General features: G+C 71.4%; 18 protein-coding genes. 10 read left to right on the plus strand and 8 right to left on the minus strand.

Annotated features, from left to right (window positions below; translation table 11 throughout):
• Positions 1–48 precede the first annotated feature (48 nt).
• From OHB04_RS00775 to OHB04_RS00790, 4 genes are all read right to left on the minus strand, one after another.
• Positions 49–969 carry an amidohydrolase family protein gene (locus OHB04_RS00775; protein ID WP_326806506.1) on the minus strand — a complete coding sequence of 307 codons (921 nt, stop codon included), beginning with the start codon at positions 967–969 and terminating at the stop codon, positions 49–51.
• Positions 970–1,109: 140 nt separating this feature from the next.
• Positions 1,110–1,793 carry a 4-carboxy-4-hydroxy-2-oxoadipate aldolase/oxaloacetate decarboxylase gene (ligK, locus tag OHB04_RS00780; RefSeq protein ID WP_326806507.1) on the minus strand — a complete coding sequence of 228 codons (684 nt, stop codon included), beginning with the start codon at positions 1,791–1,793 and terminating at the stop codon, positions 1,110–1,112.
• Positions 1,794–1,816: 23 nt separating this feature from the next.
• Complete coding sequence (locus OHB04_RS00785) at positions 1,817–2,842, minus strand: amidohydrolase family protein (protein WP_326685802.1); 1,026 nt, start codon at positions 2,840–2,842, stop codon at positions 1,817–1,819.
• The gene (locus OHB04_RS00790) at positions 2,839–4,044 is read right to left on the minus strand and encodes a 4-oxalomesaconate tautomerase (protein ID WP_442814767.1); all 1,206 of its coding nucleotides are present in this window, start codon (positions 4,042–4,044) and stop codon (positions 2,839–2,841) included. The genes OHB04_RS00785 and OHB04_RS00790 overlap by 4 nt, the downstream gene beginning before the upstream one ends.
• A gap of 279 nt (positions 4,045–4,323) precedes the next feature.
• On the opposite strand from OHB04_RS00790, the gene OHB04_RS00795 reads away from it, so the two are divergent.
• Positions 4,324–4,983 (plus strand): GntR family transcriptional regulator, encoded by a 660-nt coding sequence (locus OHB04_RS00795; protein WP_326685804.1) that lies wholly within the window; start codon positions 4,324–4,326, stop codon positions 4,981–4,983.
• A 625-nt stretch (positions 4,984–5,608) separates the two neighbouring features.
• Entirely contained in the window at positions 5,609–6,637 is a 1,029-nt protein-coding gene (sbnB, locus tag OHB04_RS00800; protein ID WP_326685805.1) for a 2,3-diaminopropionate biosynthesis protein SbnB, read from the plus strand.
• A 262-nt stretch (positions 6,638–6,899) separates the two neighbouring features.
• On the opposite strand, the gene OHB04_RS00805 is transcribed toward sbnB, so the two are convergent.
• On the minus strand, positions 6,900–7,478 hold the full coding sequence (locus OHB04_RS00805; protein WP_326685806.1) for a helix-turn-helix domain-containing protein: 579 nt from the start codon (positions 7,476–7,478) through the stop codon (positions 6,900–6,902).
• Between the two features lie 133 nt (positions 7,479–7,611).
• On the opposite strand from OHB04_RS00805, the gene OHB04_RS00810 reads away from it, so the two are divergent.
• The gene (locus tag OHB04_RS00810; protein ID WP_326806508.1) at positions 7,612–8,292 is read left to right on the plus strand and encodes a class I SAM-dependent methyltransferase; all 681 of its coding nucleotides are present in this window, start codon (positions 7,612–7,614) and stop codon (positions 8,290–8,292) included.
• 53 nt (positions 8,293–8,345) lie between these two features.
• On the plus strand, positions 8,346–8,855 hold the full coding sequence (locus tag OHB04_RS00815; RefSeq protein WP_326806509.1) for a DinB family protein: 510 nt from the start codon (positions 8,346–8,348) through the stop codon (positions 8,853–8,855).
• A gap of 254 nt (positions 8,856–9,109) precedes the next feature.
• On the opposite strand, the gene OHB04_RS00820 is transcribed toward OHB04_RS00815, so the two are convergent.
• Both OHB04_RS00820 and OHB04_RS00825 read right to left on the minus strand, forming a co-directional pair.
• Positions 9,110–9,685, minus strand: a complete 576-nt coding sequence (locus tag OHB04_RS00820; protein ID WP_326685809.1) for a transglycosylase SLT domain-containing protein — start codon at positions 9,683–9,685, stop codon at positions 9,110–9,112.
• Positions 9,686–10,109: 424 nt separating this feature from the next.
• Positions 10,110–11,210 (minus strand): cation diffusion facilitator family transporter, encoded by a 1,101-nt coding sequence (locus OHB04_RS00825; protein ID WP_326806510.1) that lies wholly within the window; start codon positions 11,208–11,210, stop codon positions 10,110–10,112.
• 82 nt (positions 11,211–11,292) lie between these two features.
• Between OHB04_RS00825 and OHB04_RS00830 the strand changes: the two genes are divergently transcribed.
• Positions 11,293–11,652: an ArsR/SmtB family transcription factor gene (locus tag OHB04_RS00830; RefSeq protein ID WP_326685811.1), complete on the plus strand. Its 360-nt coding sequence runs from the start codon at positions 11,293–11,295 to the stop codon at positions 11,650–11,652.
• A 238-nt stretch (positions 11,653–11,890) separates the two neighbouring features.
• On the opposite strand, the gene OHB04_RS00840 is transcribed toward OHB04_RS00830, so the two are convergent.
• On the minus strand, positions 11,891–12,442 hold the full coding sequence (locus tag OHB04_RS00840; protein ID WP_326806511.1) for a CGNR zinc finger domain-containing protein: 552 nt from the start codon (positions 12,440–12,442) through the stop codon (positions 11,891–11,893).
• A gap of 89 nt (positions 12,443–12,531) precedes the next feature.
• On the opposite strand from OHB04_RS00840, the gene OHB04_RS00845 reads away from it, so the two are divergent.
• The 5 genes from OHB04_RS00845 (at position 12,532) to OHB04_RS00865 (ending at position 17,395) form a co-directional block, all read left to right on the plus strand.
• Complete coding sequence (locus tag OHB04_RS00845) at positions 12,532–13,224, plus strand: haloacid dehalogenase type II (protein WP_326806512.1); 693 nt, start codon at positions 12,532–12,534, stop codon at positions 13,222–13,224.
• Positions 13,225–13,462: 238 nt separating this feature from the next.
• Entirely contained in the window at positions 13,463–14,398 is a 936-nt protein-coding gene (locus OHB04_RS00850) for a polysaccharide deacetylase family protein (RefSeq protein WP_326685814.1), read from the plus strand.
• An 81-nt stretch (positions 14,399–14,479) separates the two neighbouring features.
• Positions 14,480–15,499 (plus strand): HAD-IIA family hydrolase, encoded by a 1,020-nt coding sequence (locus tag OHB04_RS00855; RefSeq protein ID WP_326685815.1) that lies wholly within the window; start codon positions 14,480–14,482, stop codon positions 15,497–15,499.
• A gap of 28 nt (positions 15,500–15,527) precedes the next feature.
• Entirely contained in the window at positions 15,528–16,871 is a 1,344-nt protein-coding gene (locus OHB04_RS00860) for a M20 metallopeptidase family protein (RefSeq protein WP_326806513.1), read from the plus strand.
• A complete protein-coding gene (locus OHB04_RS00865; RefSeq protein WP_326806514.1) occupies positions 16,868–17,395 on the plus strand; it encodes a GNAT family N-acetyltransferase in 528 nt (175 codons plus the stop codon). The genes OHB04_RS00860 and OHB04_RS00865 overlap by 4 nt, the downstream gene beginning before the upstream one ends.
• Positions 17,396–17,399 lie beyond the last annotated feature (4 nt).

Here is a 17,399-nt window from a genome sequence, read left to right on the forward strand (position 1 = left end):
CGCCCTTGTCGGAGGAATGGCGGGGCGGGGGCGGAACGGAGCGGACGGTCAGGGGCACTCGTCGGGCCAGTACAGGCGCGTCGGGTTGTGGACGAGGAGCTTGTCCCGCTGATCGGCGGTGACGGCGACGCGGAGTACGTGGTCGGTCAGAAGTCCGTCGTCGGGCATGTGGCCGGTGAGATTGGGGTGCGGCCAGTCGGTGCCCCACAGGGCCGAGTCGGGGAACTCTTCGACGACCCGGCGGGCGAAGGGCACCACGTCGCGGTAGGCGTCACGCTCTCCGTCCAGGGCGGCGGGCCCGGTGACGGTGAGCCGTTCGGGGCAGGTCACCTTGACCCAGACGTCGTTGCGCTCGACGAAGCGCAGGAAGCGGCTGAACTCCGCCCCTCCGGCCGCCTCACGGACATCGGGACGGCCCAGGTGGTCCACCACGAGGGGGGTGGGCAGCGTACCGAAGAACGTTTCCAGTTCCGCCAGTTCGGCGCCCTCGAAGTAGAGGACGACGTGCCAGCCCAGCGGCGCGATCTTCTCCGCGATGACGGCGAGATCGTCCTTGGGGGCGGTGCTGACGAGGCGTTTGAGGAAGTTGAAGCGCACGCCGCGGACACCCGCTTCATCCAGCGCGCGCAACTCGGCCCCGGTGATGTCCGGGCGTACGGTCGCGATACCGCGTGCCCTGCCGCCGGATGCCCGCACGGCGTCGGTCATCGCGCTGTTGTCCGCCCCGTGGCAGGTGGCCTGGACGATGACGTTGCGGCTGATCCCGAGGTGGTCGCGCAGCCTGAAGAGCTGGTCCTTGCCCGCGTCGCACGGGGTGTACTTGCGCTCCGGGGCGAAGGGGAAGGTGTCCCCCGGCCCGAACACGTGGCAGTGCGTGTCGACGGTACCCGGCGGGAGCGCGAAGGAGGGCCGGGACGGATTCTGATACCAGTCCAGCCACCCTGGAGTCTTGGTGAACTGTGAACTCATCGAGTTCCCTGCCTTTCTCACTCGGCCGGTCTCCTTCGACCGGCTGGTGCCTGACGTCCGGCTGCCGGGCCTGCGGCTGCCCCGGCGCCGCGTGTCAGCCGACGCACCTTCGGGGGGGGGCAGCCGACGTGCCTTCGGGGTCAGTCGACGTACCGGAGACCGGCGGCGGCGAGCGGCTCACGCATCGCGTACATGTCCAGGCCCAGTTCTCCGGCCGCGAAGCGGCTGCGCTTGTCCTGCTCGTTCGCCTCGCGCCGGGCCGCTTCCCCGGCCACCTCCCCGGCCCGCTCGGCGGGGACGACCACGACGCCGTCCACGTCCGCGACGACCACATCGCCGGGGCGGACGAGAGCGTTGGCGCAGACGACGGGGACATTGACCGATCCCGGGGTCGCCTTGACGGTGCCCTTGGCGTTGATGGCCCGGCTGAAGACGGGGAAGTCCATCTCCTCCAGGGCCGTGACGTCGCGGCAGCCACCGTCGATGACCAGGCCCGCTCCGCCCTGGGCGCGCACGGACGTCGCCAGCAGTTCGCCGAAGAATCCGTCCTCGCACTCGGTGGTGCAGGCCGCCACGAGGATGTCGCCGTGCCGCAGTTGCTCGGCGGCCACGTGCAGCATCCAGTTGTCCCCCGGCTGGAGCAGCACGGTGACGGCGGTGCCGCAGAGGGCTGCGCCGGGGTAGACGGGCCGTATGTAGGGGCGCATCAGACCGGTGCGTCCCATCGCCTCGTGCAGTGTGCTGACGCCGAACGGTGCCAGCGCGTCGACGTCCTCGCGGGCGGCGCGGGTGATGCCGCGGTGGACGACCCCGATGTCGGTCATGGCTCGGTGCTCCTTCCGCCCGGTCAGCGTCCCTGCTGCGTCAGCAGGGCATCCAGGCGTGGGTAGACGGTGCGGGCGTTGGCTTCCTGGATGCCGGTCAGATCCGTGTCGGAGAGTCCGGCGGCCTCGGCGTAGCGGCGGGTGTCGTCGAAGTGGTGGCCGGTGGCGGGATCGATGTCGCGGACCGCGCCGATCATCTCCGAGGCGAAGAGGATGTTGCGTGCGGGTACGACCTCGAACAGGAGGTCGGCGCCCGGCTGGTGGTAGACGCAGGTGTCGAAGAAGACATTGCCCAGCACATGGTCTTCGAGCGGTGGTTTCCCCAGCGCCATCGCCAGCCCCCGGAAGCGGCCCCAGTGGTACGGGACGGCGCCACCACCGTGCGGGATGACCAGCCGCAGGGTCGGGAAGTCCCGGAACAGGTCTCCCTGGACCAGCTGCATGAAGACGGTGGTGTCGGCGTTCAGGTAGTGCGCACCCGTCGTGTGGAACGCCGGGTTGACGCTGGTGCTCACGTGGACCATCGCCGGTATGTCGTACTCGGCCATTTTTTCGTAGACCGGGTACCAGGAGCGGTCGGTGAGCGGCGGGGCCGTCCAGTGGCCGCCCGACGGGTCGGGGTTGAGGTTGAGGGCGACGGCTCCGTACTCCTCGACGCATCTGGTCAGCTCCGGGACGCAGGTCGCCGGGTCGACGCCCGGTGACTGCGGAAGCATGGCCGCGGGGGCGAAGCGCTCCGGGTAGAGCCGGCTGACGCGGTGGCACAGCTCGTTGCAGAGGGCCGCCCACCGTGCGGAGGTCTCGAAGTCCCCGATGTGGTGGGCCATGAAGGAGGCCCGCGGCGAGAAGACCGTCAGATCGATGCCGCGTTCGTCCATCAGCCGGAGCTGGTTCGGCTCGACGCTTCGGCGCAGGTCGTCGTCGCTGATGCGCAGCTCCCCGGGGCTCGGGGCCGCGGCCGGGTCCGTGAGTCCGGCGATCTGCCTCTCGCGCCACTCCCCCAGCGCCGGTGGCGCGGTGGTGAAGTGGCCATGGCAATCGATGATCATCGCTTGGGCTCCTCGGGGTATGCGGGGTCGTGGGGCCACAGGCGGCCGGGAAGGAGGACCTCACCGGCCATGATCAGTCGCGCGGTGCGGACCAGGGCCGACTTGGTCACGCGCGGCGGCTCGTACGCTGCCGGTCCCGGCCCGGCTCCCGTCTCCGTGCCGTGGGGGGACCCGAGTGCGAGGCCCAGCTCGACGCTGAACTCACCGGCCGGGTGCTCCACGGAGACGGCGACATCGGTACTGTCGGCACCCTCGGCGCCATCGGTGCCATCGGTGCCCGTGGCGGAGGCAGGCGGGCGGATCAGCGCGTGCGCGACCGTTCCGTCCAGTACGCAGGCGGTGGCCACGGTGACGGCGGCCAGGACCCCGATCGACTCGTGGCAGACATGCGGGATGAAGCTGCGTGTGCTGATCGTCCCGCCATGGGCCCCGGGAGCGACGAGGGTCATCTTGGGATAGTTCTTGGCTGTCACATCGCCGAGCCCCATCAGCTCGCCGCAGGCCAGGCGCAACGCTTCGAGGCGGGTCTTGAGTTCCGTGTCGGCGTTCAGCTCGGCGACGGACTCGTAGCCGGTACGGCGCAGGGCGGAAGCCTCGGCGATCACCAGCGGCTGGCCGTTGTCGATACAGGTGACCTCGATGGTGCCGATGCCTTCGACGGCTACGGGCTCGCGGGTGCGGCCGGTAGGCAGCAGGGCGGAGCACACGGAGCCGGCGGTGTCGAGGAAGTTGACGGTGACGGGTGCGGCGCTGCCGGGGACACCGTCGATGCGGGTGTCACCGGCGTACGCCACGTAGCGCCCCGACTCGCCTTGGGGGGTGGGAACGGTGATCTCCGCCGTCAGGCCCGTGTTGAGAGTGCGCACCCGAGCCGTGGTCGTGTCGCCCCGGGGAGTCAGCAGGCCCGACTCGACGGCGAACGGGACGACGGCCGCCAGCATGTTGCCGCAGTTGGGCGTGGTGTCGACGAGGTCGCTGCCGGGCTGGAGCTGCGCGAACCGGAAGTCGAGATCGGCGTCGGCACGGGTGCTGAGGCCGACGATGCCGGCCTTGCTGGTCAGCGGAGTACCACCGCCCAGGCCGTCGATCTGGCGGGGATCCGGCGAACCCATGGCCGCCAGGAGCGCGGCATCGCGGTTCGCGCCGTCGGACGGCAGGTCGGTGGCGCGGAAGAACGGTCCGCGTGAGGTCCCGCCGCGCATGAACCAACAGGGGACCGCCACCTGCTCGCCGCGCCGTCGCGGACGGGAGCCGCCCGTGGACCGTGGCCGGATCGACGTGGGTTGCACCGTTGTTCTCCCTGCTCCGCTGCTCGTGCCGCTCGTGCCGCTGGACCGTGCTGGCTGATTAACGTCAACCTAACCTTCGACAAGATTGTTGACAATATCGTCGCCCAAAAATTTCCCGGCATCGTCAGCGAAGGCTCCACGCTGGATAGAATCCGTGCGACCAAGGGCATCTGAGAAGCGAGGACGGCAGACGTGGCGGACAACCGGGTGACCGGCCAGGAGGGACGGCGCGTGGTCAGCACGGGCATCCGACGGGCACTGTCGTCGGGAGACATGGTGCCGGGACAGCGGCTCGTCGAGCAGGAGCTGGCGGAGACGTTCCGCGCCACTCGCAGCTGCGTCCGCGAGGCGTTGCAGGACCTCGCCGCAGAGGACCTGGTGGAGCTGATCCCCCGCCGTGGGGCCCGGGTCCGGGCCGTCTCCGTGGACGAGGCGGTCCAGATCACCGAATGCCGCGCCTCCCTGGAGGGACTGTGCGCGCGACGGGCGGCCGGTGTGGCCACCGAGGAACAGCGGGACATCCTGCGCGAGACGCGGGAGAACATGAGCAAGGCCGTCGCCGCCGGTGATCCGGAGACCTATTCCGCCCTGAACCGCCGGCTGCACGATCTCATCGCGGAGATCAGCGGACAGAAGGTGGCACAGGGCCTGCTGGACCGGCTCAACGGACAGATGGTCCGCTACCAGTTCCGCCTCTCACTGCGCCCCGGCCGCCCCGCCCAGTCGCTTCCCCAGCACCTGGCGATCATCGACGCCATCCTGGCCGGCGATCCCGAGGCGGCGGAGGCCGCCTCCCGGGCCCACCTCGACAGCGTCGTCGAGGCACTGCGGGCCACTCCCGGCGAGAGCTGAACCCGCGCCGGACGCGCGTCAGGGGGCGCCTTCTCCGTGGCGTGCGGCACGTGGAGGGCGGCCCGCCGCCGTGTCGATCGCGTCGTCCAGCATGTCCCCGGGAGCGGAGCAGACCGTCGATCATCCGGTCGATGCGCTGCCGTTCCACGGTCAGGTCTGCCACCGGTTGTGGGCAGGCGCTCGTGGTCGGTCCGCCCTCCGGCCAAGGCAGGGTCCCGCAGCCGGTGCCCGCGCCCGGTCAGCCGGCCGCCGTGCGTGGCGAGTTCCCGGCGCGGGGTGCGCCGTCGGGCGGCGCCGAGCCCGACACGATCGGGATGTGCCACCGGATGGCCGCCAGGGGCTTCCTGTCCGGCGGTCCCACGGGGACCGTTGTCGGTGGGGCACGCACTGGCTGCGAGAGAAGTACCCGGTCGAGGACCCGGTGGCGGTGGCCACCTTCCCGGAACTCGGCGAGCCCCATCTCGACCCCGTCTGCGAACAGGGCGGGCTGCGCGGGCATTTCGGGCGGCCCGGCCGGTCCGGCCTCCCAGGCCTCCCCGGCCGAGCACGCCCGGCGTACCGGGAGCGCCCGCCCCCGCAGGCACCCGCCCCATCCCGAGCCCACTCACACCCTGGAGCTGGAGACATGTCCCAAGCCCCCTCGTTCGCCGTGATCTCCGGGGAACAGGTCGCCGCCGCCCTGCACGGCAGGGAAGAGCAGGTCATCGCGCTGGTGGAGTCCGCCTACCGGACACACGGAGAGGGCCGGACCGTCAATCCGGACTCCTGCTTCCTGCGCTTCCCCGACCGGCCCTCCTCCCGCATCATCGCGCTGCCCGCCTCGGTGAAGGGCGAGGTGAACGTGCACGGCATCAAGTGGATCTCCTCGTTCCCGGAGAACGTCGACGCCGGTATCCCGCGCGCCTCGGCGGTGCTCATCCTCAACGACCCCGATACCGGCTACCCGTTCGCCTGCCTGGAGAGCTCCATCATCAGCGCGGCGCGCACCGCGGCCTCCGCCGCGCTGGCCGCCAGGACGCTCGCCGGACGGCGCGGGGTACGCCCGCGCAGCGTCGGCCTCCTCGGTGCCGGCCTGATCGCCCGCTACATCCACACATATCTGGCGGGCAGCGGGCTGTCGTTCGACGAGGTGGGCGTCTTCGACCTGCGGCGGGATCACGCCGAGGGATTACGCGACCACCTGCTGCGCACGAAGACCGGCGCCACCGTCACCGTCCACGACTCCGCCGATTCGCTGCTGACCTCGTCGGATCTGATCGTGCTGGCCACCGTCGCGGGCGAGCCGCACATCCTCGACCCCGGGCTCTTCGCCCACCGCCCGCTGGTGCTGCACATCTCGCTGCGCGACCTGGCGCCCGGGATCATCACTGCCTCCTGCAACATCGTGGACGACGTCGACCACTGCCTCAAGGCGAACACCTCGCCGCACCTCGCCGAACAGCGGACCGGCAACCGGGACTTCCTCGACGGCACTCTCTTCGACGTACTCGAAGGCAGGGTCGCCGTCCCGGCCGACCGCCCCGTGGTCTTCTCACCCTTCGGGCTGGGCGTGCTCGACATGGCGGTGGCGAAACACGTTTACGACACGGTCGCGGCATCCGGAGAACTCGCCACCGTGCCCGGCTTCTTCCACGAAATGCGGCGCCACGGCTGATGCCCTCCGGCGTACGCCGGTCCGACCGCCTCGGCCTCGCAGGGAGGTGCGAGCCGGGCGATTCCGTCAGCTGTCCGCCCCCGTCTTCGGACAGCTGACGGAAGCCGGAGCCTGGATCGTCCGGCAGAAGCCGCCCGTTGGCGCGTTCCCCGTGGTGTCCGTCTCGGACGTGTGGCGCCGACCATGTCGGAGCGCTGCCGTCCAGGTGGCGGGGAGATCCCGCCGCCGTGCGTCGAACACGGCCGGCGGCGGGCTGGGACGGTCAGTGCCCGGACGGTGCCAGATGTGCGCGCTCTCCCTGCGCGCCGAACAGGGCGAGCAGCTCCGCGGTCCGGCTGTCGGCGCTGCCGATCCAGTGCGGTATGCGGGTGTCGAACTCCGCGGCCTCGCCGACGCCGAGCCGGAACTCCCGCTCGCCGAGCACGAACCTGACGTGTCCGTCGAGGACGTAGAACCACTCGTATCCCTCGTGGGTCTGGAGGTTCATCGTGGGTGCCCGGCCGGCGGGCGGATAGATCACCTTGTAGGCCTGGATACCGCCGGTCTGCCTGGTCAGTGGCACCATCACCAGCCCGGATCGCCGCACTGGTCGCAGGTGGACGCGCGGGTCGCCGGTGGGCGGGGCCGCGACGAGATCATCGAGCGGGACGCCGTGCGCCCGGGCCAGCGGCAGCAGCTGCTCCAGCGTGGGGCGGAGCTTGCCGTTCTCAAGACGGGACAGGGTGCTCGCCGTGAGGCCGGTTTCGTCTGCCAGCGCCGCCAGCGTGGCGCTCCGCGCCCGGCGCAGGGCACGCAGACGCGGCCCGACTCCGGCCAGAACATCTTCTGCGGGGTTGTCCATGCCCCGATGATGCGGATCCGCAATTTTTCTTGCAAGAGCGGAACGGCGGTGTCGATGCTGTCGGTACATCACCGGCGTCGAAGGCGCGTATCGGATCACGCCCGGCACGTCGGCCGACGAAGGGGCAACTCAGATGGATTCCACCCCACACCGGCGTCCCACCGCCGACGCCGCGGGCGACCAGGGCACGCCGGACGGGGACGCCGAGCTGTTATGGGAGCGGCACTACCGCACGCAGCGCGCCTGGGACACACGCGTCAACCCGCTGCTCGCCGAGACCGCCGCACCGCTGCGCCCCGGCGCCGCCCTGGATCTGGGCTGCGGCGCCGGCGGCGACGCCATCTGGCTCGCCCGACGGGGCTGGCACGTCACCGCCGTGGACATCTCCACCACCGCCGTCGAACGAGTGCGGGAACGTGCCCGCGATCTCGGCGTCGGGGACCGGGTCGTCACCGAACAGCACGATCTGGGCGGCAGCTTCCCGGCCGGCCAGTTCGATCTCGTCTCCGCCCAGTACTTCCACACGCCGCTCCCGTTGCTCCGCGGCCGGGTTCTGCGCACCGCCGCACGGGCCCTGCGGCCCGGCGGTCTCCTGCTGATCGTCGACCACGGCTCCACCGCGCCCTGGTCATGGAACCAGGACCCCGGCATCCACTACCCCGCACCCACCGAGATCGCCGCCGAACTTGATCTCGACCCCGCGCGCTGGTCCGTCGTCCGCGCCGACATGCCCCACCGCCGGGCCACCGGACCCGCTGGTGAGACCGCCACCGTCATCGACAACGTCCTGCTCCTCCGGCTGACCGCCGGATGATCGCCCGATGACCGCCGGAACCACACGACATCACATCGGAACGGAGTGACTCGATGCCAGGAAACCGTGCGCAGCGATCCCGGACCCGGGCGAAGGACACCGGACCTCCGCAGACCGGCGCCGATGAGAAGGCCACTCTGCGAGGCTTCCTCGACTATCTGCGGAACTCGGTGGCGGACAAGGTCGCGGGCGTGCCGGAACCGCAAGTCCGAACGGGCGGAGTGCCCTCGGGCACCAGCCTTCTCGGGCTGCTCAAGCATCTGGCGTTCGTCGAACGGTTCTACTTCCTCGGCGAGGACGCCGAGGACTGGCATGCGACCATGCGGCCGTCCGCGGAGGACAGCGTCGACGGCGTGCTCGCCGACTACCGGAAGGCCGTCGAGCGAGCGAACCAGGTCATCGACGCCTGCCCGGACCTGACCCTTCCCGCTCCGCGCCCCCCGCGCCGGGGGGCGGCACCGTCGATGCGGTGGGTCCTGGTGCACATGATCGAAGAGACCGGCCGGCACGCCGGCCACGCCGACGTCCTCCGCGAGCAGATCGACGGATCCACCGGCCGCTGACAAGCCGGCTACCGGAGCACGGGGAACGGGCCGCCTGGTCATCGGTCGGCAGCGGGGATCTGGGCGATCACCGCGTGACGGGTAACCCGGCAGCGTCTGCCTACGGCTGAGGAAACGCGTGCTGCCCGGCGGCCCCGAGGAGGGGCAGCCGGGCAGTCTCCGGCGGGCGTTCGCCGGGATACAGGAGCAGCCCTGTCGTGGTGACAGGGCTGCGCGGGGTTGCGGGGCCGGGTGAGCTCGTCCGCTCAGGACACTCAGTAGGCGGAGTCGACCTTGTCCATGGAGCCGTAGCGGTCGGCCGCGTAGTTGCAGGCGGCGACGATGTTGGCGACCGGGTCGGTCAGCTTATCGGCGGTGCCCTTGACGTGGTACTGGTCGAAGGTCGGCTGGATCACCTGGAGCAGACCCTTGGACGGGGTGCCCTTCTTGGCGTTGACGTCCCAGCCGTTCATGGCGTTCGGGTCGCCGGCCGACTCACGGATGATGTTGCGCTTGATCCCGTCGTAGGAGCCGGGAATGCCGTGCTTCTGCATGATGGAGCGCGCCTCGCGGATCCAGCCGTCCAGGTTGTCCGAGGACCCCTTGGCCTTGCTGGTGTGCGCGTCGGCCTTGGCGGCCTTCGTGGCCTGGGCGTCGACGTGCTGGGCGGTGGTCGAGGCGGCCTGGATGCTCACCGGCTTGTCAGCGGGCTTGGCCGGGGTCTCGGCGGCGTGGGCGGTACCGGAGAGGGTGGCGGTCGCGATGGCAGCGGCGCCTACGGCGGTGCCGCCGACGGTGGCGAGACGGGCGAGCTTGGCGTTGCGGATGGTGCCGGTGATCGCAGTACGCATTCGAGCGGAAAGCCTTTCGCAGGGGACGTGGCGGTCGCGGGTGCCGGGAGAGGCGGTGGCGGACCGGGTTCGTTCCCGACGCCGTGCGACCTGGCCCCCACCGTGGAGGGCACCCCCCGAAGGGCACAAATATGTGACGTACTATCCGTCTTCGTCCGATTTTGATGACCGAGCCAACCCGGGACACCATGCAACCGTCCGGGGCATATCGGACATACGAAGCCGCTTCGTGAGTGACGTGGCTCCTATGGGTCGCTTCACAATCCAGGGCCCTCACTCTCACCGCACGTCGGCGCACATAAGCGCACCGTCGACACAACAGACCCCCTGGCCGCCGGGACTCACCGCCCCGGCGCCACGGCGACGACGGCTTAGGGGCTGTCGCGCGGACGGAGCCCCGCGTACATGTCGGTGCGTGACGGGGTCAGGCCGGGGCGTGGTGGGCCAGGACGTGATGGGGGTCGCGCTCGTCGGAGGCGGGAGCGGCATCGGCGTGGACGAGGGCCGCGGTCAGTTTGGGTACGGCGTGGAGCAGGGCGTGCTCGGCCTCGACCGCGATCCGGTGTCCGTCGCGGACGCTGAGGTGACCGTCGATGACGATGGAGACCTCCGCGCGCAGGCGGTGGCCGATCCAGCGCAGCCGCAGCTCGCCGACCCCGGTCACACCGGGGACCGTGCGCAAGGCTTCTTCGGCGGCATCGACCAGGGCGGGGTCGACGGCGTCCATCACGCGGTGGAAGACCTCGCGGGCGGCGTCCCGCAGCACCAGCGCGATCGCCGCGGTGATCAGCAGTCCGACCACCGGATCGGCGAGCTGCCAGCCCAGAGCCGCTCCCCCCGCGCCGAGGAGGACGGCCAGCGAGGTGAAACCGTCGGTACGCGCGTGCAGCCCGTCGGCGACCAGCGCGGCCGAGCCGATCCGGCGGCCGACCCGCGTCCGGTAGCGCGCCACCCATTCGTTGCCGAGGAAACCGAGCACGGCCGCGGCGGCGACCGCTCCCGGATGCTCCATCTCCCGCGGGTGCAGCAGCCGGTCGACGGCAGTCCACGCGGCAAAGACGGCCGAGGCCGCGATGGTCGCGACGATGACGAGGCCCGCCAGGTCCTCGGCCCGCCCGTACCCATAGGTGAAGCGCCGCGTCGCCGCCCGGCGGCCGAGGACGAAGGCCACCCCCAGCGGGAGAGCGGTCAGCGCGTCGGCGGCGTTGTGCACCGTGTCTCCCAGCAGCGCCACCGAACCGGACACTGCGACGATCACCGCCTGGACGACCGCCGTGGCACCCAGCACGACCAGCGAGACCCACAGCGCCCGCATGCCCTGCGCGGACGACTCCAGCGCCGCGTCCAGCTTGTCCGCCGACTCGTGCGAATGCGGCGTCAGCATGTGCCCGAGCCGGTGCCTCAGCCTCGCGAGCCGGCCCTCGGCACGACCGTGCTCGTGGCTGTGGTGGTGCTCGTGGTCGTCCGTGTGCTCGCGGTCGTCCTCGTGCTCGTGCTCATGACGGCCGTGGGGGACGGGACTCATACGGCTCCTCCTCGTGCGGCGGGCGGACAGGGCGCGGCTGCCGCAGTTGGACACGGGGCGGCGCCGGATCCATTATGTGCAAATGAACGCACGCATGCACCTATCAACCGCACATGATGCGCACCCGCACAGCCCTGGCGAGGAACAGTTCGCCCTGGCCGCCGAACTCCTCGCACTCCTCGGCGACCGCACCCGACTCGTCCTGCTGCACGCCCTGGCGCAGTCCGAAGCCGACGTCACCACGCTCACGGAACTGTCCGGCGCCCAGCGCCCCGCCGTCAGCCAGCACCTGGCCCGCCTGCGGATGAGCGGACTGGTCGTCACCCGCAAGGACGGCCGCCGGGTGATCTACGCCCTGACCGACGGGCACCTGCGCCGCGTCGTGAACGAAGCGCTCAGCCTCGCTGACCACCGGCTCACCGACCGCCCCGCCCACGACTGACCGGGCATTGACCGGGCGGAGTGCGTGGCCGAGTGCGCGGCGGACACGGTCGCGCGTCGCGGCTGTCCCCCTGGGGCGCCGGGTGCGCTACGCACTCGCAGACGCCCGTCTCGGCCACACGCTTGACGAGCTGCGCACCGCAGTCCCGCTGGAAGGACGCCGCACCCGCGAACAGTGACCGCCGCTCTGGACATCGAGCCTCTCCCCGGGACGAGAAACCCAGCGGCGCGGCCGGCCCTTACCCCTCGGCTGCGGGCGAAACTCGCCTGCGAGCTCGATAGGCCGCGGCCTTGACGCGGTTGCCGCACTCGTCCATCCCGCACCAGGTGCGCCGGGCGCCGCGCGAGCGGTCGAGGTAGATGCGAGTGCAGTCGGTGCGACCGCACTCCTTGAGACAGGCGTGGGGATCGGCGAGCACGGCGATACCGCTTCTGGCCAGTTGGGAGAGCACCGCGCGGAGGTCTCCCAACACACGCAGCCCCGCGTTGCTGAGCTCGACCGTGGGCATCGGCCCGGCGGCCATGTCGTTGACGATCTCAAGGTTGCCCGGGTCGAAGGGCCGAGCGAGCACGCGGTCGAGGGCGAGTCGGTAGGTCGCTTCTCGCAGTGACAGCGCGGACTCGAAGGTCGCGGAGTCGGCGGTGACACGGTCGGGGAGCTCGTCACATTCGGCCACCCACCGCTCAAGGTCTGTGGGCCCGGCCAGGACGTCGACGGGCTCGTCTCGACGAGACCCCAGGGTGCCGGCCAGATCGAGGGCCGGGTTGCCGCTCACGAACGCGAAATACACGTCACCATCTTGACCGGTGACGGGGCCGATGACAAGGTCGTCACCGGTTGAACAGGTGACGGCCAACACGAACAGGGACAGAGGAGCGCATGGCTGAGATCCGCGACATCGAGGTCGTCGTCTTCGACGTCCTCGGAACACTGGTCGACGAACCCAGCGGGCTCCGAGCGGGAATCCGCGACGCGGTGCCCATGTCCGACGATACGGCTGTCGACGAGCTGCTCACCTCCTGGCAACAGCACGTCGAGATCGAGCAGCAACGCATCTCGCAAGGGCACCGCGCGTACGTCAACACCGAGATCATCGACCGAGAGGCCGCTCAACGGGTGGCCGACCAGGCCGGAGTCGCCGATCCGGCGGCCATCGCCCGGCTGGCCTCAGCGGGCCGGCGCCTGCCCCCCTGGGGCGACTCCGTCGCCGGTCTCGAACGGCTCGCACAGCAGCTCCCCGTGCTGGGGCTCTCCAACGCGAGCCGCACCGCTTTGCTGCGACTCAACGCACATGCCGGACTGCGCTGGCACCAAGCTCTCTCCGCCGAGGCCGTCCTGGCCTACAAGCCGGCGCCGGAGGTCTACCAACTCGCCATCGACACCGCGGGATGTCCCCCGGAACGCGTGCTCATGGTGGCCGCCCACGCCTGGGACCTCCGCGCCGCTCAGGCGAGGGGCATGCGGACCGCCTACGTCCAGCGACCGGGCGGGGATCCGCCGGCGGGCTCCGATGACTTCGACCGGCGGTTCGACGGGCTCGACGAACTGGTCACCGCGCTGACGGCGAGGTAGCCGGGCCGATCCGCACTCCTCTCCCCCGGCCCCGCCCCGCCCCGCCCCCAGTCGATGTCACCGCGCCCTGCGACGCTCGCATTCTGTCCAGTTCGCGCTCCTGCCGAGGCGTCGACGCGCTGTCACCATGACGATGACGCCACCCCCGCACCACCCACTCCCGCACCATCCATGGCCCGCCCGCGCGGGCCGTGTCCCGAGTACGAGCGGCACACAACCGCCGTCGTGAGGAGTCGAGATGGAGCCGCCCGGACCACAGGGACACCCGCACACCCGGCAAGAGCGACTCCCTTGGCAGTGGGAGGAGCACGAGTGGCGCCGGCACGTGGAGCGCGCCCGCGCCGGCCGCAGCCTCAAGCCCGCCGTGTGGCCACAGGGCGCCAGGGTCGCGGTGGCCCTGTCCTTCGACCCGGACCACGAGACGATCCCTCTCCGTGACGCCGAGACCAGGCCGGGGAAGCTCTCACAGGGCGAGTACGGGGCCCGGGTGGGCGTACCGCGCATTCTGGCGCTGCTGGAGCGGCACTCCATCCCCGCGACCTTCTTCATGCCCGCTGTATGCGCGTTGCTGCGCCCGGATGAGGCGCGCGGCTACACCGACCGGGGCCATGAGGTCGGCATCCACGGCTGGATCCACGAGCGGAACATGCTGCTGGAGGCCAAGGACGAGCGGGAGTTGACGTTCCGCTGCGCGGACACGCTGGAGCGGCTCTCGGGGCAGCGCCCGCAAGGCATCCGCACGCCCTCGTGGGACTTCAGCGACCACACCCTTGCCGTGATCCGGGAGCTGGAGCTCCTGTACGACTCGTCGTTGATGGCCGACGACGACCCCTACGAGGTCCTGGCCGACGGAGAGCGGACCGGACTGGTGGAGCTGCCACCGGAGTGGATCCGCGACGACGCGGTCTACTTCACCATGGACCGGTACACGGATGTGCGCCCGTACGCCGTCCCCCGGCAGGTAGGAAGCATCTGGCGCGACGAGTTCGACGCGGCGTACGCGGAAGGCGGGATGTTCCAGATGACGATGCATCCCCATGTGATCGGCCACCGGTCACGGATGGTCGTGCTGGAGGACCTTCTCTCCCACATCGCGGGGCACGAAGGCGTCTGGTACGCCACACACGCCGAGGTGGCGGCGTATGTCAAGAATCAGGCCGGGCTCGGTGCCTGAGGAAGTGGGGCTGTGCCAGGACGACTTCAGGCAGCTGTGCCAGGACGGCATCGGACAGGCTGTGCCGGTACGGCATCGGACATGACGTACCTCTCCCCCGACCCGGAAGCCGGGCTCCCGCTGGCCCAGCGGTACGACGCCGCCCTTGTCGACCTCGACGGTGTCGTCTACGTCGGATCCCGCGCCGTGGAGCACGCGGTTGACTCCCTGACCCGGGCCCGGAGGTCCGGGATGCGCCTGGCCTACGTCACGAACAACGCCTTCGGCGCTCCCCCTGCCCTCGTCGGGCGGCTGAACCAGCTCGGTGTGCCCGCGGCCGAGCGGGACATCGTGACCTCGGCACAGGCCGCCGCGCGACTCGCCGCCGATCGCTGTCCGCCCGGCGCGCCGGTACTGGTCGTCGGAGGTGAGGCTCTCGTCGCCGCCGTGCGGGCCCGGGGTCTGCAACCGGTGGGCTCCGCCGATGACCGGCCGGTCTGCGTGATACAGGGATTCGCGCCGACGGTCGACTGGCACGACCTCGCGGAGGCGGGTTACGCGGTCGCCCGCGGGGCCTCGTGGATCGTCACCAACGCCGATCGCACGGCGCCCACCTCCAGGGGAACGGCCCCCGGGAACGGGGCCCTCGCCGACGTGGTCGCCCTCGCCACGGGTGCGGCTCCCACCGTGGCGGGCAAACCCTCCACCGCGCTGCTGCGAGAGGGCGCGGCCCGTACCGGCGCCCGGCGTCCGCTGATGGTCGGGGACCGGCTGGACACCGACATCCAGGGCGCGCACCGGGCCGGTTACGACAGCCTGCTGGTCCTCACCGGCGTGACCACACCCGCGGCTCTCCTGGCCGCACCCGCCTCGTGTCGCCCCACCCATCTGGCCGCCGATCTGCGGGGGCTGCTGACGCCGGGCCGCCAGGTGGCACCGCGCGCGGACGGTTACGCGTGCGGCGGCTGGGTCGCCGTCGTCCAGGAGGGTGAGCTGATGCTGTCCGGGCGGGGGGATCCGACCGACGCGCTGTGGGCCGCCTGCGCCGCCGCCTGGTCGTCACCCGTCCCGCCGACGACGGACAAAGCCCTGGCCGCCATGGCGTCGGGGGTCCGGTCGTGAGTCGCCTGCCCTGAAAGGAGCGCGCGTCATGCCACCCGCCGACGGCGCGGACACGGAGCCCGTGTCCCCCACTTCTCCGGCCCCGACGGTCCCGGCCAAGGTGGCCCCGACGGCCGCGGCAGCTCCGACGGCTTCGTCGTCCCCATCGTCCCCCGCGTCACCGGAGAGCGCTCTGCTGGCAGCGGCCCGGCAATACGCGGCCGGCGCCGTCTCCCTGCGCCGGTCCTTGCACTCCGTACCGGAAGTCGGCCTTCAGGTGCCGGAGACACAGCGACGCGTCCTGCGCGCGCTGGACGGCCTCGGCCTTGAGATCCGCACCGGGCGGCGGCTCACGTCAGTGACCGCCCTGCTTCGCGGAGCGCGGCGGGGACCGACTCTGCTGCTGCGTGCGGACATGGACGCGCTACCGGTGCACGAGAGCACAGGGCGGGAATTCGCCTCGCGGGCTCCCGGTGTGATGCACGCCTGCGGACACGACGCGCACACCGCCATGCTGGCGGGGGCCGCGCGGCTGCTCGCCGGACGGCGGGGGGAGATCGCCGGGCAGGTCGTCTTCATGTTCCAGCCCGGCGAGGAGGGCTGCCACGGCGCCCGCCACATGATCGATGAGGGTGTGCTCGAATGCGACGGCCGCCCGGTGGATGCCGCGTTCGCGCTGCACGTGATGCCCGGCCTGCCCAGCGGCACGCTCCACCTGCGGCCCGGCCCGCAGATGGCCGCCTCCGACAGGTTCCGTGTCGTGGTCCGCGGCCGGGGAGGTCACGCGTCCGCTCCGCACGACACCGCCGACCCGGTGCCGGTGGCCTGCGAGACCGTGCTGGCCCTCCAGACCGCGATGACCAGGAGAGTCGCCGCGGCGGACGCCGCGGTCCTCACCGTCAGCGGGCTGAGCGCGGGCTCGCTCCCCGGAGTCATTCCCGAGACCGCCGAGCTCACCGGGACCCTCCGGACCGTGTCGGCGAGCACCCGCGAGTTCCTGCACACACTGCTCGTCCAGGTGGCCGACGGCGTCGCCGCGGCACACGGTGTGCGGGCCGAGGTGGTCATCGAGCAGGGCTACCCTCCGACGGTCAACGACGCCGGGTTCACCGACTTCGTGCTGCGCGCGGCGGCCGATGTGCTCGGCCCCGGCCGCGCCCGCGTACTTCCGGATCCGGGGATGACCGCCGAGGACTTCTCGTACGTGCTGAACGAGGTCCCCGGTGCGCTGGCCTTCCTCGGAGCCTGCCCGCCCGGCCTGGCGCCGGAGCGGGCTCCGGCCCTGCACTCCAGCCGCGCGGACATCGACGAGGGCGCCCTCGCGGCCGGCATCGCCTGCCACTCCGCCGTGGCGCTGCGCTTTCTGTCCGGCCGCCCGAGGACCGCGTCGTGAGCGCCTTGCGCATCCGCCCGGCCCGCCCGGAGGAGCTGGAGCGCGTGGTGGAGCTGTGGCTGGAGGCGAGCCGATGGCTGGCCTCCCGGGGCAGCGAGCAGTGGCAATACCCGCCACGGAGGGGGCGGATGGCCGAGGCCGTGCGGAACGGGGAGTGCCACCTCGCCTTCCTGGACGGCCACCTGGCCGCGACCGTCACCCTCCAGGAGAAGGGCGACCCCGAGTGGTGGGCGGACGACGATCCCACCGCCGCCCTCTATGTGCACGATCTGACGGTGCGCCGGCCCTTGGCCGGTCAGCGGATCGGGGCCCGGCTGCTGGACTGGGCAGGCGCGGAGGCGGGAGGGCGGGGAAAGCCCTGGCTCAGGCTGGAGGCGTGGAAGACCAACCGCTCGCTGCACCGCTACTACCTGGGCCAAGGGTTCGAGCTGCTGCGGATCGTCGATCTGCCGCACCGCAATTCCGGAGCGCTCTTCCAGCGGCGCTCGGCCATGCGCACGAGGCCCGCCGGTACCCCGGAGTGACGGC

It is taken from the genome of Streptomyces sp. NBC_01775, from assembly GCF_035917675.1.
In the GTDB taxonomy this organism is placed as follows: Bacteria; Actinomycetota; Actinomycetes; order Streptomycetales; family Streptomycetaceae; genus Streptomyces.

Coding starts and splice junctions, on each gene's coding strand:
- OHB04_RS00775 (WP_326806506.1), bottom strand. CDS start 969: ATGAGTTCACAGTTCACCAAGACTCCAGGGTGGCTGGACTGGTATCAG.
- ligK (WP_326806507.1), bottom strand. CDS start 1,793: ATGACCGACATCGGGGTCGTCCACCGCGGCATCACCCGCGCCGCCCGC.
- OHB04_RS00785 (WP_326685802.1), bottom strand. CDS start 2,842: ATGATCATCGATTGCCATGGCCACTTCACCACCGCGCCACCGGCGCTG.
- OHB04_RS00790 (WP_442814767.1), bottom strand. CDS start 4,044: ATGCGCGGCGGGACCTCACGCGGACCGTTCTTCCGCGCCACCGACCTG.
- sbnB (WP_326685805.1), top strand. CDS start 5,609: ATGTCCCAAGCCCCCTCGTTCGCCGTGATCTCCGGGGAACAGGTCGCC.
- OHB04_RS00805 (WP_326685806.1), bottom strand. CDS start 7,478: ATGGACAACCCCGCAGAAGATGTTCTGGCCGGAGTCGGGCCGCGTCTG.
- OHB04_RS00810 (WP_326806508.1), top strand. CDS start 7,612: ATGGATTCCACCCCACACCGGCGTCCCACCGCCGACGCCGCGGGCGAC.
- OHB04_RS00815 (WP_326806509.1), top strand. CDS start 8,346: ATGCCAGGAAACCGTGCGCAGCGATCCCGGACCCGGGCGAAGGACACC.
- OHB04_RS00820 (WP_326685809.1), bottom strand. CDS start 9,685: ATGCGTACTGCGATCACCGGCACCATCCGCAACGCCAAGCTCGCCCGT.
- OHB04_RS00825 (WP_326806510.1), bottom strand. CDS start 11,210: ATGAGTCCCGTCCCCCACGGCCGTCATGAGCACGAGCACGAGGACGAC.
- OHB04_RS00830 (WP_326685811.1), top strand. CDS start 11,293: ATGAACGCACGCATGCACCTATCAACCGCACATGATGCGCACCCGCAC.
- OHB04_RS00845 (WP_326806512.1), top strand. CDS start 12,532: ATGGCTGAGATCCGCGACATCGAGGTCGTCGTCTTCGACGTCCTCGGA.
- OHB04_RS00850 (WP_326685814.1), top strand. CDS start 13,463: ATGGAGCCGCCCGGACCACAGGGACACCCGCACACCCGGCAAGAGCGA.
- OHB04_RS00855 (WP_326685815.1), top strand. CDS start 14,480: ATGACGTACCTCTCCCCCGACCCGGAAGCCGGGCTCCCGCTGGCCCAG.
- OHB04_RS00860 (WP_326806513.1), top strand. CDS start 15,528: ATGCCACCCGCCGACGGCGCGGACACGGAGCCCGTGTCCCCCACTTCT.